The organism is Verrucosispora sp. FIM060022, from assembly GCF_003977705.1.
Classification (GTDB): Bacteria; Actinomycetota; Actinomycetes; order Mycobacteriales; family Micromonosporaceae; genus Micromonospora; species Micromonospora gifhornensis.
Map to the genome: position 1 here is coordinate 518,844 of NZ_RQIV01000003.1, position 17,755 is coordinate 536,598.

At 68.4% G+C, this 17,755-nt stretch carries 10 protein-coding genes, 1 tRNA gene and 1 other RNA gene; 1 reads left to right on the plus strand and 11 read right to left on the minus strand.

The annotated features are described in order from the left end of the window. Nucleotides 1-161: 161 nt before the first annotated feature. The 3 genes from EG812_RS12880 to EG812_RS12890 form a co-directional block, all read right to left on the minus strand. Nucleotides 162-6,755: an NIDO-like domain-containing protein gene (locus EG812_RS12880; RefSeq protein WP_233579468.1), complete on the minus strand. Its 6,594-nt coding sequence runs from the start codon at nt 6,753-6,755 to the stop codon at nt 162-164. 712 nt (nt 6,756-7,467) lie between these two features. Beyond that, a tRNA-Ala gene (locus EG812_RS12885) sits at nt 7,468-7,540 on the minus strand. A gap of 88 nt (nt 7,541-7,628) precedes the next feature. Then, complete coding sequence (locus tag EG812_RS12890) at nt 7,629-8,219, minus strand: YqgE/AlgH family protein (protein ID WP_043723032.1); 591 nt, start codon at nt 8,217-8,219, stop codon at nt 7,629-7,631. Between the two features lie 215 nt (nt 8,220-8,434). Between EG812_RS12890 and mdlC the strand changes: the two genes are divergently transcribed. Continuing rightward, the gene (gene mdlC, locus EG812_RS12895; protein ID WP_126711675.1) at nt 8,435-10,030 is read left to right on the plus strand and encodes a benzoylformate decarboxylase; all 1,596 of its coding nucleotides are present in this window, start codon (nt 8,435-8,437) and stop codon (nt 10,028-10,030) included. A 74-nt stretch (nt 10,031-10,104) separates the two neighbouring features. On the opposite strand, the gene EG812_RS12900 is transcribed toward mdlC, so the two are convergent. From EG812_RS12900 to pruA, 8 genes are all read right to left on the minus strand, one after another. Continuing rightward, nucleotides 10,105-11,061: a hypothetical protein gene (locus EG812_RS12900; RefSeq protein ID WP_126711676.1), complete on the minus strand. Its 957-nt coding sequence runs from the start codon at nt 11,059-11,061 to the stop codon at nt 10,105-10,107. Nucleotides 11,062-11,217: 156 nt separating this feature from the next. After that, nucleotides 11,218-11,593, minus strand: a transfer-messenger RNA (tmRNA) gene (gene ssrA, locus EG812_RS12905). A gap of 107 nt (nt 11,594-11,700) precedes the next feature. After that, the gene (gene smpB / locus EG812_RS12910; protein WP_013731751.1) at nt 11,701-12,180 is read right to left on the minus strand and encodes an SsrA-binding protein SmpB; all 480 of its coding nucleotides are present in this window, start codon (nt 12,178-12,180) and stop codon (nt 11,701-11,703) included. Between the two features lie 141 nt (nt 12,181-12,321). Further along, on the minus strand, nt 12,322-13,197 hold the full coding sequence (gene ftsX, locus EG812_RS12915) for a permease-like cell division protein FtsX (protein WP_013731750.1): 876 nt from the start codon (nt 13,195-13,197) through the stop codon (nt 12,322-12,324). Nucleotides 13,198-13,266: 69 nt separating this feature from the next. After that, nucleotides 13,267-13,947, minus strand: coding sequence for a cell division ATP-binding protein FtsE (ftsE, locus tag EG812_RS12920; RefSeq protein WP_013731749.1), 681 nt, complete (start codon nt 13,945-13,947; stop codon nt 13,267-13,269). Nucleotides 13,948-14,065: 118 nt separating this feature from the next. Beyond that, complete coding sequence (gene prfB / locus EG812_RS12925) at nt 14,066-15,187, minus strand: peptide chain release factor 2 (RefSeq protein ID WP_013731748.1); 1,122 nt, start codon at nt 15,185-15,187, stop codon at nt 14,066-14,068. Nucleotides 15,188-15,364: 177 nt separating this feature from the next. Next, nucleotides 15,365-15,883, minus strand: coding sequence for a PadR family transcriptional regulator (locus tag EG812_RS12930; protein ID WP_043723029.1), 519 nt, complete (start codon nt 15,881-15,883; stop codon nt 15,365-15,367). A gap of 235 nt (nt 15,884-16,118) precedes the next feature. Beyond that, nucleotides 16,119-17,747: an L-glutamate gamma-semialdehyde dehydrogenase gene (pruA, locus tag EG812_RS12935; protein ID WP_126711677.1), complete on the minus strand. Its 1,629-nt coding sequence runs from the start codon at nt 17,745-17,747 to the stop codon at nt 16,119-16,121. Between the last annotated feature and the right edge of the window lie 8 nt (nt 17,748-17,755).

The window sequence follows — 17,755 nt, forward strand, 5'->3', positions numbered from 1 at the left end:
GACGTCGCCGCCATCGTGCCGAGTTCGACAGCGAATGTAACCGAGGGGTTGCCTTCACCGGTGATACCTCCGAGGCCGAGTTGGTTAGCCAGGGGCAGGGACGGATGGACGGGATCGCCGGGACCGGTCCGATCGGACCGGTCCCGGGCAACTGGTCGGGCCTACGGAAGGCGTTCGATTCGCAGTCCGGTTCCGGGGTGGAGCACAGGCTGTCGGTAGGTGTAGCGCAGAGCGCTGGTGCCGTCTGCGTTGTCGATACCGATCGTCGAGGCACCGCCCTGCTCGATGTGGGTGCCGTCGTTGTCGGTGTAGGCGAAGGTGTAGCCTCCCGCCTCGTCCATGATCACCTCGAAGGAGATCCTGGTCGTCGGGTCCTCGTACGATCGGACGTTGCGCCACTCGACGATGAATCGGCGGTTCGGCCCGCTGCCGGTGGTGGCCGTCCGGACGCTGGCGTCGGCGTCGACGATCCAGTCGTGCCACAGGGGGTAGATCGCCGCCTTCGGCAGTTGTGACTCCGCCGATGACGGGATCGGCCAGGCGTCCGGTGACGAGGCCGCGGGTTCGACGAACGTGAGCAGGCCGTTGGTGTCGACCCATGCGGTGGTGTACGTCTGGCCGTAGTGGGTGACCGGGAACGGCAGGGTGATCGGGGTGTAGGCGTCGTCACCGGTCAGCGGCAGCACCGTGCCGTCGGCCGGCACGAAGCTGACCGGCTGTTCGGCGATCGTGTAGCGGGCGCCGGACGGTGTGGCGCCCCGGTCGAAGTTCACCGCGCTCGTGGTGTTCGTGCCGACCGTCACCGGCGTCACCGCCGACCCGACACAGGGTCCGGAGCTGAGCGTGGCGATCACCGCGTACGTCCCGCCGGGCACATCGTCGAACTGGTACCCGCCGCCAGCGCTGGTGGTGGCGCTCCGGCCGGCCATTGCCACGGTAGCCCCGGCCACCGGCGTTCCCTGGCAGGTCACCGTGCCACTGACAACGCCGCTGCCCGGCGGGTTGGGCTTGAAGAAGATGCCCTTCCCGGTGGCGAGCACAGCTTCCTTGTGTGAGTACTGGAACGCGATGGTGCCTGCACCGTTCTCGATGCCGACTGTGGCCGCCGACCCCCGTTCACCTGCGTGAGCGGGGTTGATGTCGGCATAGGTGAACGTGACGTCGCCGTTCTCGTCGAAGACCGCCGAGAAGGAGGCCCGGGCCGAAGTGTCACCGTAGAGATGCACGTTGCGCCACTCCACCACCCACCGCCGGTTCGGCGCGGTGCCACTGGTCGCGGTGGCGATCCGGGCCGCCGAGTCCACGATCCAGTCGTTCCAGTGCACGTAGACGGCGGCGTTGGGTCGGCCCTCCGACAGCGGCGATGGGATCGGGGTCGAGTTGGCGTAGATCCAACCGTGGAAAGCCGGGTTCCGGAAGGTCATCACACCGTTGGCGCTGACCCAGGCCGAGGTGTACGACTCGCCGTACAGCTTGATCGGGAATGGCGGGTTCTTCTGCCACACCGTGTCGTCGCCGCTCCACGACTCGGTCACATTGCCCGGGATGAAGGGCTGCGACCCGGTCCTGCACCCATAGCCAAACTCGTCGCCATCGATCATCACCGAGAGGTCGATCCAGCTGGTGGTTCCACCGGCGAAGTTGAACACTTCCCGGGCGTACTGGCCGGCACAGCGGTCGTCACCGGTCGCCGCGGCAACGACGTGCTCACCGATCGGCACACCGGTGAACTCGTAACTGCCGTCTGCGGCGGTGGTGGTAGTCGCCCCCGACGGCGTCAGGGTCACCGTCCGACCGGCGACCGGCTCACTGGTGACCGCAGTGGTCACCGTGCCCCGGACCGTGCCCGACGTGTTCGGGCTGTAGACGATCGACCCGTTGCTCGGCACCACTGCCGTCTGGAAGGAGTACAGGGCAGCGACCTCGGCCCGCTCCGTGCTCTCCAAGCCGACAGTGGCTCCCGCACCCTGCTGGATCGGGGTGGTCAGGGTGCCGTAGTGGAACCCGATCCGCCCGTCCTCGTGCAGCATCAACTCGAAGGTCACCCGGTTGTTCGGCGCGGCGACCCCCTGCATCAGCACGTTCCGCCACTCCACCACGAACCGCCGATTCGGTGCGGAACCCAGCAGCTCGGTACGGATGCTGGCCGACGAGTCCACGTTCAGGTCATCCCAGAACGGGGCGATGACCCCGTTCGGAATCGCCGCCGTCGGCATCGTCGGGTTCACCCAGATCTGTTGCACGTTGCCCGGCTCGGCCCCAAAGTTGATCAGGCCATTGGTGTGCAGCCATGCCTTCGAGTACGGCCGGCCGTGATAGGTGAACGGGAACGGCAAGTTCAGGTTTGCCCAGGCGTCGTCGCCGGTCAGCGCCACCACATTCGACGCCGCCACGTAGCCCGACGCGCCTACCACGCAGGCGTACCCCATCGTCCCGTGGTCCGGGCCCAACCGGAGATCGACCGTGCGGTTGTCGTCCAACTCCACCTGGTCCTCGGCGCTACGGCCGCAGCGGGCCCCGACCCGGGTCGAGACGGTGTAGCTGTCCGCCACCAGATCCTCGAAACCCCACGCCCCACCCGGGCCGGTTGTCGTCGACAACCCACGCGGGTCGAGCGTCACCGTCGCACCCACCACCGGGTTGCCGTTCTCGTCGCGCAGCACCCCGGAAAGGTCATGCAACTCCAGCGTGCCGTCCTCCTGCGGGTGCACGAAGGTGACCGCCTGCCCGCTGGCCAGCGCAGGCTCGTCCACCGAGTACGCCAGACCGACCTCCCCGTCCGGCGCCTCGATACCGACCGCCGCGTAAGCACCTCGCACGGGATCGCTCGTGAGACCGTCGTAGTTCGTGGTGATCGTGCCGTCCGGCGCCAGGACCACCTCGAACGAAAGCCGCTGGGCCGTATTGCCCTTGCGGTGCACGTTGCGCCACTCGACCACGAACCGTTGGTCCGCTCCGCTGCCGGTGCTCGCCGTTCGCACACTCGCCGACCCGTCCACCACCAGGTCGTCCCAGAACGGGGCGATCAGCGCGTTCGGGGCTGCCGGCAGCGGCCAGGTGCCGTTGGTCTTCGGATGCGACCCACCGGGGTCGATGAAAGTGAGATAGCCGTTGGTGTCCACCCACCCGGACAGGTACGCCTGACCGTAGAACGGGAAGGCGAACGGCAGCGACACCTCGGTCACCGCATTGTCACCGGTCAGCGGCAGCACCGTCTCGTTGGCAGTGGCGAACGAGGCCGTCCGGCTAGCGCAGGTGTAACCGGAGTCGTCCGTGTACGGCGCGAGGTAGAGATCTCGCCACCGCGGCGAACCAGCGGTGATGGTGATCGTCGCGCTGGCGGTCAGGCCACATCGGTCGCCGTAGCTGGCCGTGAGCGTGTACGTGCCCGGTGGCATTCCGGTGAAGGCGTAGGCCCCGGAGTTGTCGCTCGTCGTCTGGAACCCGCCCGGTTCCAGCGTCACCACCGCACCCACCAGCGGACTGAAGTCGGCGTCGTCCAGCACCGAACCGCTGAGGCTGGTCGCCGCGGTCACCTCGAAGTACGCCTGCGCGAGTCCGCTACGCCGGTTGCCGTCATCGACGGCCACCACGAACAGGGAACGCTCGCCAACCACGCTGCCCACATTGATCGACACTGTCGCCGTGCCGCCGGGTGCCGATGCGGACACCTCGGTGTCCACCGCAGTGCTGCCAACGCTGTAGCGGAACTTCGTGACGTTGGTGTCCCCACCCGCGTTGAAGGTGACGGCAAGCTGGCTGCCCGTGTTCGCCTCGGTGCCACCGGGGAATGCGACCACCGCCGGCAGCGGGACCGCCAACTCGGCGAGGTTGGCCGCGCTCTCCGCGAAGTTGTAGATCCGCACGTCGTCGATAGCACCGGCAAAGAATCCGTCGTCCCCGCCATTCCACTTCCGCTTACCCACGGTCACATTCGTGGCCGCGTTGAAGCCACCGCTCAACGTCGCGGTCGCCGTCTGCGCGACACCGTTCACGTAAAGCCGCAACGTGCTCGTCGACGCGTCGTAGACCGCCGCCAGGTGGGTCCACTTGCCCGCCGTGGGGGCACTGTTGGACAACACCGAGAACAGCGCCGGATTGTCCGCGTCCGCACCCGCCATGGTGAACCGCCAGCGGTTGTCCGGGCCCGAATAGCCAAGCGTGTAGGCGAACACCCGCAACCCGTTGGCCGAGACAATGGTCCGCTGGCCGGTCACCCCGCTCGTCGAATCGACCCGAACCCGCGCCGTGACGGTGAAGCTGGAATCCGTGCGCATCGAGGTCAACACGTTCGTGTCCGGATGCGGGTAGCGAACCGCCCCGGTCACCACCCCGTGTCCCGTCGTGCCGTTCACCGACAACGCGCTGCCCACCCCCGACCGACCGGCCGTCCGCGACGCGCCACCGGCCAGGGAAAGGTCGTTGTCGTGCTCGGTCACGTCGCCAGCGCTCCCGCTGGCCTCGTCGAATGTCCAGTGCGCCGCCGGGCCGGCGCCGGCCCGCACGACGAAGGTGTACGTCCTGGGCGTCGCCGAGTAGCGTCCGGCATGGTCCTTCGACCACACCCGCAAGGTCTGCGTCCCGTCTCGGACCGGCTTCACCGTGAGAGTCGCACCGTAGTCTCCACTACGGGCAGGGACCGTGGCGGCGTTCAGGTAGGTCCCGGAGTCCAGCGTCCAGGCGTACTCCTTCACCTCGTGCCGACGCAGCGTCGGAGCAGTGACCTCGAAGGTGCCCTCGATGCCCACGCCGCCGCGTGGCGTGCTCCCCGTCGGGTAGTCGGTGGAGGCCACGTTGGAGGGCGTTTCCGGGGGCGTCGCATCGACAACGAACTCACAGGTTCCCGACCAGTCGCTGTAGTGGCTCCCATCGTGGGTACGCGACTGCCAGACATACGTACCACCGTCGACCAGCTTGCTGGCCGGGATGGCGCGCGACACCGTGGAGGGGTTACCCGAGGCCTGCGAGATGCGGTCGGTGTCGTTCCGTGAGCCGCCGAGCGGCCACCAGTGGAACCAGGTGGTCAGCGACTGCTGACCGGTGTCCGGGTCCGACTGCCGGGCGGCGAGGGTCGGCGTCAGGGTCAACACGTACGGCCGCGCGGAGCCGGTCGCGCAGGCCCTACCGTCCGACTTGCGGTCCGTCGGCGCGGCCGGCTTGGTGTTGTAGGTGATGGCCAGTTTCGGCGAGGAGTGGTTGAACCGCTTCCACTGGTTCTTGGTGCTCTCGTCGACCGCCCGCAGCCCGACGGTCATGGTCGACTTCTTGTCCTGCTCCGCCACCTTCTTGACCATCGAAAGGACGTTGAACTCGATCGGGCCGACGCCCAGGCAGCCGTGGACCGCGCCGTTCTTGCGGTTCGCGGCGGTCTGTGCGGTGTAACTGCTGTTCCAGGTCGGCTGTTTGTTCCACGTCGTGCTCGACGAGATGTCACCCGTCAGCCAGAGCTTGGCGTTCGACTTCGGGCTGCACGTCCAGGAGTGGCGTTGTTCGATCCGGAAGGTGGCGGCCTGGATGATCTTGCCCTTGACGCCGGAGACGTCCATCCGGAAGAACGACCGGATGATGTGGTCACCGCATCCCGCGCAGTCCTCGGTCCGGCCCGCGCCGGCCGAGCCGTTGGTGGAGCCATTGTTCAGCGCGCTGGCGTTCTTCCAGAACGAACTGGTCTTGTACTTGCTCCACACCGTCGTCCACGAGCTACCGGAGATGTTTCCCGTCCACGCCGGGTCGATGTAGATCGGGAACGTCGCCGTCGGGCTGTTCAGCAGCGCCTTGTCCGGCACGATCGTCAGGCTGTTCCGACCGATCTTGACGGGCATCACCGCCCGCCGAGCACCCTCGGCCGGCTCGCGCGCCGCCGCGTCCGCCGATTTCGCCTTCGCGTCCTTGTCAGCCGCGGCCGTGGCCGGATCCTCGCCCTTCCGGCGTGCCGGAGCAGCTCCAGCCGGCGGAGAGCTCAGCCTCAGCTCATCGCCGGGTAGGTCCGAATTGACCGAGGAGTCCCACATCAATGGTGCCGGGGCCGTGAACACGGCGGATCCCCGGTCGTCGTGTGCGACGAGCGTCCCCCCGTCGCCTTCCTTGACGGTCACCCCTTTGGTCGACATCCCGAACCGGAGTTCGGACAGCCGGGAGTTCTTCGCGGCCTTCGGCGTCCGGACCACGAGTACATGGGAGAATCCCAACGCGCTGGCGGTGACCTGAAGATCCGTTTCCGGCAGCACCTCACGGTAGATCGCGGTGTCTCCCGACAACTCCGGTGCAGGCAACGGATCCGGCCAGGACACCGACAACTCCCGGCTCCCGTCCACGACCCGCGCCAACGGTCCGTCGCCACCTGTGGAGAGGAAGACCGGCAGCACCGACGCCTTCGGCGAAACTCCCTGCGATGTCGCCTTCAGTGTGGTGTTCACCGGTACCCACGATGACCCGCGCCGCACCCGCACCGGCGCCAGACTCTCCTCCAAGGTCCGCGACCCGTCCGGGTTCAGGAAGGTCTGCGACACCTCGGTTCGCTCGGAGAGAATCTCTACCCGACTCTGACAGATCGCCACCATCGACTCGGCGCTGCGCGCGTCCGGCTGCTCATCGACGCAGGCTGGTTCAGCCGGCGCCGCCGGCTCGGCAGCGGCGGGAGAGGTCGCCACGAGCGAGCTGGCCACCATCACGAGCGCGGCCAGCCCGGCCGTACGGGCTCGCCAGACGTACCTGTGCCGATTGTTCCGGCCACGGATTCCCAGCGCGGTCGACATTGATGCCCTCCGAGTCTGCGTTCGAGCGGTGAGATGTGCCCTTGACGTCGGCACAGGGATAGGAGTGGCCGTGCTATTGCTACGGCTGCGCCAGGTCCTAGATGGGGTCAGCGGAGGTGAGCCAGCCGGTGGTGAGGCGCGCTGGCAGGTGCCGAGGCGGGTCAGGCCCAGGAACTCGTTATCGCCATTGACGAAGCCCGTGAGGCCGGGACAGGCAAGATGGTTGCCACGCCGATCGCCGTAGGAGTCTGACGGCATCCGGAAGACAACGCCGATGGCGATGTTCTGGGGCGCGCTGGGAGTCGTCGGCAAGCCAGGTGAGCCCGCCGAGGGTGCCGGCGGCGATGATGCTCGACACGGCGCAAACCGCCAGCCCTTACGTCACCCTCTGCTGCTAACTCCGCCGTCCACGCACGCCGCGACACGCCCATGCAGATACCAGCCCCCGTGATCATGCACATCGATGCGCTAACTGTAGGAGGGGACACGATCTGTGTAAATAGCCGTCACACGCAGCGACCACAAATCGGGCATTTGAGCTTCGAAATCGCCGAACGTGATCACGGGATTCCTGCCAGCACGAGCCCGCCCAGCTCACGCCCGTCACCGGAGTGCAGTATCGGGCGCTGGGTGACCATGGCCGCGACCACGAGATCACGGAAAATCGGCACCAGTCGATGACTGGTGCCGATTTTCCTGCACAAATACAAGGTGGAGCCGAGGGGACTCGAACCCCTGACCCCCACACTGCCAGTGTGGTGCGCTACCAGCTGCGCCACGGCCCCTTGCGGTTGTCCCCGGTCACCCGGGCACTGGAAGAACTATACACACGGCACCCGGCATGGTCATCTCGCGGGGTCCCCGTCGGGCGGGTCAGTTGAGCGTCACGTCCGGCGGGAAATGCGCCACCGCGGCCATCATGCCGCCCTGCCGGCGCAGCACCATGGGCCACAGGTCGTCGGGGCGCTCGACGAAGGCGTCGCCGGGCAGCGCGTCCAGCACGAACCAGGAACCCTCCTCGATCTCCTGCTCCAGTTGCCCACCGCCCCAACCGGCGTACCCGGCGAAGACCCGGATGGTCTGCACGCTCTCCCGTAGCCGGTCCGGGTCGACGGACAGGTCGAGGGTGCCGACGGCTCCGGAGACCTGGTGGAAGCCTTTGAGACGGCGTACCGGCGAATGCATCCGGGCCAGGCAGATCGCCGACTCGGGCTGCACCGGGCCGCCCTCGAACAGCACCGCCGGGTGCCGGGCCAGATCACCCCAGTCGCGCAGCACGTCGGCCACCGGCACCTCGGTCGCCCGGTTGAGGACCACGCCGAGGGCGCCGCCGGGCTCGTGGGCGACCAACAGCACCACCGTACGGTCGAAGTTCGGATCTTTCAGTGCGGGCGTCGCCACCAGTAGTTTCCCGGTCATCGACTCCATGGCTCGCCCGCCGATCGCCTGCCCCTCTCCCTGCATCACGTGTACCCGTCAGCCGTGTAGCAGCCGAGAGGGCCGGTCATGAAGACCGTCAACGAGCCCTGTCGATGCCATCCGCGCTGTCGTAGCCATGTCTGGCACGATAGCTTGCGTCCCCGGCCGTGGCGACGGTCTGATCGTCGTGTGATCGACAGTGATGCCCGCAACGCCGAATGGCCCTGTCGGCCGAAGCCGCCCGGTTAGATTCAGGGGCGATGGCAACGGTCCGTGACACCACCTACGAGCTGCTCCGTGCGCTGGGCATGACCACCGTGTTCGGCAACCCCGGGTCGACCGAGGAGCCGTTCCTGCATGCCTTCCCCGACGACTTCCAGTACGTGCACGCGCTGCACGAGGCGTCGGCGGTCGGCATGGCCGACGGGTACGCCCAGGTCACCGGACGACCGGCGCACGTCAACCTGCACACGGCACCCGGCACCGGTAACGCCATGGGCAACATCGTCACCGCCTGGCACAACCGGACACCGCTGATCGTCACCGCCGGGCAGCAGACCCGGCAGATGCTGCTGCTCGAACCGCGCCTCACCGCCCGCCGTCCCACCGAGCTGCCCCAGCCGTACGTCAAGTGGGCGTACGAGCCGGTCCGGGCGCAGGACGTGCCGGCGTCGCTGATGCGGGCGTACGCCACCGCGATCCAGCCGCCCGCCGGGCCGGTCTTTCTCTCCCTGCCGCTGGACGACTGGGCGCAGCCCGCCGATCCGCCACCCGCGGTCCGGTCCGTGGCGACCCGGTTCGCGCCCGACCCGCAGCGGCTGCGGCAGTTCGTCGCCGCCCTGACCAGCGCCCGGTCACCGGTCATGGTGCTCGGTGCGGCGGTGGACCGCGCCGACGCCTGGGACTCGGCGGTGGCCGTGGCCGAGCGGCTGGCCGCGCCGGTCTGGTCGGCACCTGCGCCCGAGCGGACCGCCTTCCCCGAGAGCCACCCGCATTTTCAGGGCGTGCTGCCCTACGCCGCCGGGCCGTTGGCCGAACGGCTGCACGGGCACGACACCGTGCTGGTGGTCGGTGCCCCGGTGTTCCGGTACTACCCGCACGTGCCCGGCGACACCGTGCCCGAGGGCGCCCGGCTGCTGCACGTCACCGACGATCCGGAGGAGGCGGCTCGCGCACCGGTCGGTGACAGCCTGCTCGGCGACGCCGGACTCACCCTCGCCGCCCTGGCCGAGCTGCTGCCGTCGGCGGACCGACCACCGCCGGCCGCCCCACCCGATCCGCCACCGGTCGAGGATTCCCTCCCGCTGAGTGCGGACGCGCTCTTCGCCGCGTTGGCCCGGTACTGGCCCTCCGACGGGGTGCTCGTGCAGGAGTCGCCGTCGAACCTCTCCGCGCTGCGTCGCCGGCTACGGTTCAGCCGACCCGGGTCGTACTTCACGATGGCCAGCGGTGGGCTCGGTTACGGGCTTCCGGCGGCGGTCGGCATCGCGCTGGCGCAACGGGACACCGGCCAGCACCGGCCGGTGATCGCGGTGATCGGCGACGGCTCGTTCCACTACTCGGTGCAGGCCCTGTGGACCGCGGCCCAGCTGCGACTGCCGCTTGTCGTCGTCGTACCGGTGAACCAGCAGTACGCCATCCTCAAGGCGTTCGCCGAACTCAAACACACTCCCGGCGTACCCGGGCTGGATCTTCCCGGCATCGACGTCAGCGCGGTGGCCCGTGGTTACGGCTGCGCCACCGCGGTCGTCGAGAGCCCCGACCAGCTCGGCGAGGCCCTCGACGTGGCGCTGCGCGCGGACGGCCCGACGGTCCTGCCCGTACCCATCCGCACCGACATCCCCCCACTCCTGTAGGGGTGGATGTAAGGAAGGTGCCCTTCTTAACGCCTGAGGTATAGGAAGGGCCCCCTGTTAACACCACAGAGCGCTTAGTTGCCGCCGATGCGCAGCGGTGCGCCGGTGAGCGCGTCCAGGACGGGCCGGGCGCCCAGCGGCTCCTTGAGCGTCACCTCGACCGGCTCCATCCTGAGCATCGCGTCGCAGACGTCGGTGGAGCGCACCACCGTGCCACCCACCACCACGATGTCGTCGCGCTCCTGCACCAGCGGGGTGATGTCGGTGTCGCAGCTGCCGACCCCGAGCCGGAAGGCCAGCCGCGTTCCGTCCACCTCCACGATGTCCTGCGCGGCGACCAGCCCCTCCGGGGCGGTGTCGGAGGGTGCGACCGGCTCGGGCACCGCATCGACCGCGTGCGGTGCGACGGCGGCGGCGGCCACCACGGCGCCGATCTCCTCGACGGTGAACAGCCAGGCCGGCACCTGCGCCTCGCCACGGCTGGTGCGCAGCGGCGCGGTGCCCAGTTCGACCTTGCTGATGGTGAGCGCGACGCACTCCCCCTGCGGCCGGCTGGCGACCGTGTCGTCCGGTTTGCCGCCGGGCGCAGGCGGCGGCGGGATGGCGGGCTCCTTCGACCCCGGGCACGACGGGGGGTCGCTGCCGCGGGTGAGCGCCAGGAACGCGTCGGTGGCGCTGACAAGTGGTACGCGCAGCTGCCCGTCGGGGAAGCGGATGGTGCCGTCGTCGGGCTGCCGCACGGGCAGGTCGGCCGGCTTGCGGTACCAGCCGGCCTGGAACGCCGTCTGGGTCGCCGGGGTGAAGTTCGCCTCGCCGATCAGCACCGCGGGGTCCTGCAACGGTACGTAGCCCTCGCGCCAACCCGGCCCGGGTTGCCACGCCTCGGCCACTGCGGTGGCCCGGCGGTCGAACGGCCCCGGCTCGTCAGCGGAGCTGATGGGACCGGTCGGTGCGGTTCCGGTTCCTGCCGGCGCGCAGCCGGCTACGACGATCATCAGGGGCAGACCCAACCGGGCGGCGAAGAGACGCATACCCCGTCTGACGGCTCTGGCCTGCACTTGGTTCCCACGGCACACCGGTCGGGCCCTTCTGGCGCAGACGTGCCTCTCGGGCACGAACGTGTGATCAACCTTTTGGCGTAGACGCGACTGCGCGCCCCGGCCGGGTGGCCGGGGCGCGCAGTCAGGTGGTGGAGGTGCCGGGAATCGAACCCGGGTCCTTCGCCGCCTTGTCAGGGCTTCTCCGAGCGCAGCTCGCTGTGCCTCTACTCGGCCCCTCCGATCACGCGAGCGAGTCGGTGTGACGGGCCCAGTCGCTGATTGATCTCGCCGCACGGACCCCGCGACCGGGTCCGATTGGCCAGCCTTCTAGCTGATGCCGGCTATCTGGGTCGAAGGCGCTCCCAGGCCGACAGACTCACTACTCGCCTCAGGCGGCGAGAGCGAAGTCAGCGCGATTGTGCTTGGCGCTTATTGGTTTCCGACGAACGATTCTCGAGACGACGTCGGCTTCCTCGGCTCGCTTCCCCTGCCGCAACGTACGAAGTCGAAACCAGTCACCCCCTCGACAGGCCGCCAACTTCCGGCGGCTCCGACAAGCGTAACGCCTGCCGCAACCCGATTCATCCCCAGGCCACGTCGCCGACGCGACCGAAGGGCGAACCGGACAACTCACTCAGCCATGCCCTTTCCTCGCCGACCGACCGCACGTTGGATCTCCCGGTCGGCGTCCCGCTTGGCGAGGTCCTGGCGCTTGTCGTACGCCTTCTTGCCCTTGGCCAGGCCGATCTCGACCTTGGCCCAGCCGTCGGAGAAGTAGACCTGCAACGGCACCAGGGTCAGCCCGCTCTCCCGGGTCTTGCCGATCAGGCGGTCGATCTCCAACCGCTTGAGCAGCAGCTTGCGGGTACGCCGAGGCTCGTGGTTGGTCCAGGTGCCCTGGGTGTACTCCGGGATGTGCATGCCGTGCAGATACAGCTCACCGTCGCGCTCCTGGGCGAACGCGTCGACAAGCGACGCCCGCCCGGCCCGCAGCGACTTCACCTCGGTGCCGGTCAGCGCCATGCCCGCCTCGTACGTGTCGAGGATGGCGTAGTCGTGGCGGGCCTTCTTGTTGGAGGCGACGACCTTGCGCCCCTTTTCCCGTGGCATCGCCGCGCCACCTCCTTTCGTTGCCCGCTCCCCCGGCGACGTGCCGGCCGGAGAGCGGAGATCATGCTACCCGAACGACAAGGGCCCTTCCGCGCGGTTTATTCCAGCGCCGAAGAGCCCTTGCGACGGTCGTACCGAAAGCTAGACCCGCAGGTAGAAGCGGAGCGTGACCCAGGCGGTGACCGCGCTGATCAGGCCACCGACGCCCGCCATCACCGGGAAGGTCAGCAGCACCTCGCTCCAGCTGACCGGGGCGAACAGGCCCTGCAGGGCGCTGAGGGCGTCATCGAAGAGGAACTTCTTCAACGCGACCAGGGCACCCAACCCGAGCACCGAGCCGATCAGGCCGGCGACCACCGCTTCCAGGACGAAGGGTGCCTGGATGAACCAGTTCGAGGCACCGACCAGCTTCATGACCGCGACTTCACGCCGTTTGCTGTACGCGGCCACCTGAATCGTGTTCGCCACCAGGAGCAGCGCGGCGACGGCCATCGCGATGGCGGCGGCCAGCGCGACGTTCTGCCCGGCTGTGAACAGGTTGAAGATCTTGTCGAGCACCTGACTCTGGTCGACCACCTGGTCGACCCCCGCGGCCGAGGAGTACTGCTCCGAGATGGACTTGTACTGCTCCGGGTCGACCAGGTTCAGCCGGTACGACTCGGGCAACTGGTCCGCCTTGACCGCGCTGAGCAGGTCCGGCGAGTCCCGGAACATCTCCTGGAAACGCTGGAAGGCCTCGTCCTTGTTGACGTAGGTGACCTGTGAGATCAGCGGGTCGGCCTCCAGCCGGGAGCCCAGTGCCGCACGGTCCTCTTCCGAGATGTCGGTCTTCAAGAAGATCGACACCTGGATGTTCTCGAAGTACAGGTCCTTCATGTCGGCGACCTTGGTGTAGATCAGGCCGCTGGCACCGAGCATGGTCAGCGAGACGCCCAACGTGATGATCATCGCGATGGTCATGGTCACGTTGCGCCACAGTCCGACCAGTACCTCGGACAGGACGTATTTCATCCGCATCGGGATATTCCTCCGGCTCTCCGGCGTGAGGTGTTCGTCGTCAGATCGGGGTGCGGTGGGCTGCGCTCGTCACCCGTAGACGCCGCGGGCCTGGTCGCGGACGATGCGGCCGCTCTCGATCTCGATGACCCGGCGGCGCATCTGGTTCACGATGTTGGAGTCGTGCGTGACCATCACGACTGTCGTGCCGGTGCGGTTGATCCGGTCCAGCAGGCGCATGATTTCGATTGACGTGTCCGGGTCCAGGTTTCCGGTCGGCTCGTCGGCCAGCAGGATCAGGGGACGGTTCACGAACGCCCGGGCGACTGCGACACGCTGCTGCTCACCACCGGAGAGCTCGTGCGGGTAGCGATGCTCCTTGCCACCGAGACCCACCAACTCCAACACCTCCGGCACGACCCGGCGGGCCACCGCCTTGGTCTTGCCGATCACCTCGAGCGCGAAGGCCACGTTCTCGTACGCGGTGCGGTTGGGCAGCAGCCGGAAGTCCTGGAAGACGCAGCCGATCGAGCGGCGGAAGTGCGGGCGCTTCCAGGACCGCATCGAGGTGACGTCCTTGCCGTTGACCACGACGCGACCCTTGTTGGGGGTCACCTCGTGCAGCAGCATCTTGATGATCGTGGACTTGCCGGAGCCGGATGGGCCGATGAAGAAGACGAACTCGCCCTTGTCGATCGACACGGACACGTTGTCGAGCGAAGGCCGCGACGCCTTCGGGTACGTCTTCGTCACTTGCTCAAGCTGAATCACGGGTGGTGAGTCTACGCCGTGTAACTGTCGTGCCAAGTCCTACGCCCCGCCGTTGCGGGGGAAGTCATTGATCCAGCACGTCATGTGGAGATCGATGACGCACTCCGCCCACGACCGGTCACGCAGCGTCGCCGGCGAGCTGCTGCTGCTTGCGCCAACGGATCCCGGCTTCGATGAAGGAGTCGAGGTCACCGTCGAAGACCGCGCTCGGGTTACCGGTCTCCTGCTCGGTACGCAAATCCTTCACCATCTGATACGGGTGCAGCACGTACGACCGCATCTGGTCGCCCCACGAGCCCGCGGCGTCGGTCTTCAGGCCCGCCATCTTGGCCTGCTCCTCCTGCCGCTTGCGCTCCAGCAGCCGGGCCTGCAGCACCCGCAGCGCGGACGCCTTGTTCTGCAGCTGCGACTTCTCGTTCTGGCAGGTCACCACGATGCCGGTCGGGATGTGGGTGATCCGCACCGCCGAGTCGGTGGTGTTGACGCTCTGCCCACCCGGCCCGGACGAGCGGTAGACGTCGATCCGCATCTCGTTCTCGGGGATGTCGATGCTGTCGGTCTGCTCGACCACCGGCAGCACCTCGACGCCGGCGAAGCTGGTCTGCCGACGGCCCTGGTTGTCGAACGGGCTGATCCGCACCAGCCGGTGGGTGCCGGACTCCACGCTCAGCGTGCCGTAGGCGTACGGGACCTTGACCGTGAAGGTGGCCGACTTCAGGCCCGCCTCCTCGGCGTACGAGGTCTCGTAGACCTCGGTCGGGTAGCCGTGCCGCTCGGCCCAGCGCAGGTACATCCGCAGCAGCATCTCGGCGAAGTCCGCCGCGTCCACGCCGCCGGCGCCCGCCCGGATGGCCACCAGCGCTTCCCGGGAGTCGTACTCGCCGGAGAGCAGGGTGCGGACCTCCATCTCCTGGATGGCCTTGGCCAGCCCGGTGATCTCCGACTCGACCTCGGAGAGGACCCCCGAGTCGGCCTCGGCCTCGGCCAGCTCCAGCAGCACGTTCGCGTCGTCGATCCGCGAGCGCAGGCTGCCCAGCTTCTCGATCTCGCCGTTGACGTACGACAGCTGCGAGGTCACCTGTTGGGCCCGGGCCTGGTCGTCCCACAGGTCCGGGGCGGACGCCTCCTGCTCCAGACGGGCCTTGTCCGCCCGCAGGCGGTCCAGGTCGAGCACCGCCTCGATGTTGCGCAGGGTGGCGTCGAGATCCTTGAGCTGGTCGGCGTAATCGGCAGCGGTCACGACAGACAAGGGTACTGCTCGGACGAGGAGTGAGCTTGCGAGCCCCGCACTCCGAGCCAAAATGGCTCCGCTCGGACGAGGAGTGAGCTTGCGAGCCCCGCACTCCGAGCCAAAATGGCTCCGCTCGGACGAGGAGTGAGCTTGCCAGCCCCGCACTCCGAGCCAATTGAAAGCTGGTCAGCTGCTGACTGGTGCGTTCTTGAGCCAGGACAGGGCGGCCTTGTGGTACGCCACGGCGAACTCCAGCGCGCTCGCGTCGTACGTGTCGCCTTCCTTGCGAGCGGCCTTGACCTGCTCGCGGACCCGGGCCAGCGCCTCGGTGTGGTATTCGTTGGCCGCGGCCTGGAGGCTCTTCAGCTGGGTCGCGGAGTGTAGTTGCCCGAAGGCGATCCGCAGGGCGATCGGGTTGCGGATGGTGTCCCGCCCCGGATCCTCGGCCAGCCAGCGGGAAAAGGTCCGCTTACCGGCTGCCGTGATCGCGTACGGTTGACTCATCCGCGGCCCGGGCTTACCCAGCCGGACGAGGCCCTTCTCGGCCAGCACCGGCAACTCCCGGTAGACCTGGCTGCGGGTCATCGACCAGTACGGCGCCAGCCGGCGCTCGGCGGCGGCCATCAACTGGCCACCTGTCATGGGGCCCTCGTGGAGCAGCCCGAGCAGGGCCGCCGCCGTGGGGTTGACTCCGGATTCCGCCATGCCGTTCACGCTGCCACTTTGACGGGCCGGCGTCCAGGATTTCACCGTTTCGCCACCCATTGGGGTTTCCTATGTGCACTGTCGGTGCGCGACGGTCCACCCGGCAGCCCCGCCGACGGCACCACTCGACCACGAGCGCCCCGCCCCCACGAGCGGCCTGTCCCCACGAGCGGTAGACGTTAAGAGGGGCCCCTTCCTATGCACGAGGCGTTAGGAAGGGGCCCTTCCTTACACCTCAGCCCATGTGGGGGTAGGTGTGGTCGGTGGGGGGCACGAAGGTTTCCTTGATCGTCCGGGGGGACATCCAGCGGACCAGGTTGTGCCAGGAACCGGCCTTGTCGTTGGTGCCGCTGGCGCGGGCGCCACCGAAGGGCTGCTGCCCGACGACCGCACCGGTCGGCTTGTCGTTGATGTAGAAGTTGCCTGCCGCGTACCGCATCTTCTCGGCCACCGCGTCGACCACCCGGCGGTCGGTGGCGAAGATCGACCCGGTCAGCGCGTACGGCGCGATCGCCTCGGCCTGGGTGACCACCTCGTCGAAGCGGGCGTCGTCGAAGACGTGCACGCCGAGGATCGGCCCGAAGTACTCGGTGGTGAACGTCTCGTGCGCCGGGTCACCGCATTCGAAGATGGTCGGGCGGACGAACCAGCCGACCGAGTCGTCGGCGGTGCCACCGGCGATGATCCGGCAGCTGTCGTCGGTGGAGATCAGCTCCAGCGCGGCGGTGTGCCGGGAGAACGCCTTGTCGTCGATGACCGCGCCACCGAAGTTGCGGAAGTCGGTGACGTCGCCGTAGGTCAGGCCGTCCGCGGTGGCGGCGAGCCGATCGCGCAGGCCGCCCTCCCAGATCGAGCGGGGAACGTACGCCCGGGAGGCCGCCGAGCACTTCTGGCCCTGGTATTCGAAGGCGCCCCGGATCAGCGCGGTGTGCAGGGCGTCGACGTCGGCGCTGGTGTGCGCCACCACGAAGTCCTTGCCGCCGGTCTCGCCGACCAGCCGGGGGTAGCCCCGGTAGCCGGCGATGTTCTCGCCCACCGTGCGCCACAGGTGCTGGAAGACCTTGGTCGAGCCGGTGAAGTGGATGCCGGCCAGGTCGGGGTCGGCGAGCACCACGTCGGAGACCTCCTCGCCCCGACCGGTGACCATGTTGATCACGCCGGGGGGCAGGCCGGCCGCCTCGAACAGCCGCATGGTGAAGTGCGCCGCGAACTGCTGGGTCGGGCCCGGCTTCCAGACCACCGTGTTGCCCAGCAGGGCCGGAGCCGAGGGCAGGTTGCCGGCGATCGCGGTGAAGTTGAACGGGGTGACCGCGTAGACGAAGCCCTCCAGCGGCCGGTGGTCGAACCGGTTCCACACGCCCGGCGAGGACATCGGCTGCTCGGCGAGCAGCTTGCGGGCGAAGAACACGTTGAACCGCAGGAAGTCGATGAACTCACAGGCCGAGTCGATCTCGGCCTGCACGGCGGTCTTCGACTGGCCGAGCATGGTGGCCGCGTTGAGGGTGTCGCGCCACGGGCCGGCGAGCAGTTCGGCGGCGCGCAGGAAGATCGCGGCCCGCTCCTCGAAGGGCAGTGCCCGCCATCCCGGGGCGGCGTCCTTGGCCGCCTTGACCGCAGCCCGGGCGTCGTCGTGGGTGGCGTGCCCGGTGACCCCGAGCACGTGTGCGTGCCGGTGCGGCTGCACCACCTGGATCGGCGCGCCGCCGGCCATCCGCTGCTCGCCCGCGATGGTCATCGGCAGGTCGATCCGCTCGGCGGCCAGCTCGGTGAGTCGCCGCTGGAGCCGTTCGGCGTCGGCGCTGCCCGGCTCGTAGGTGCGCACCGGCTCGTTGTGCGGCTCGGGTACGGAGAACACGGCGTCCATCAGGGCTC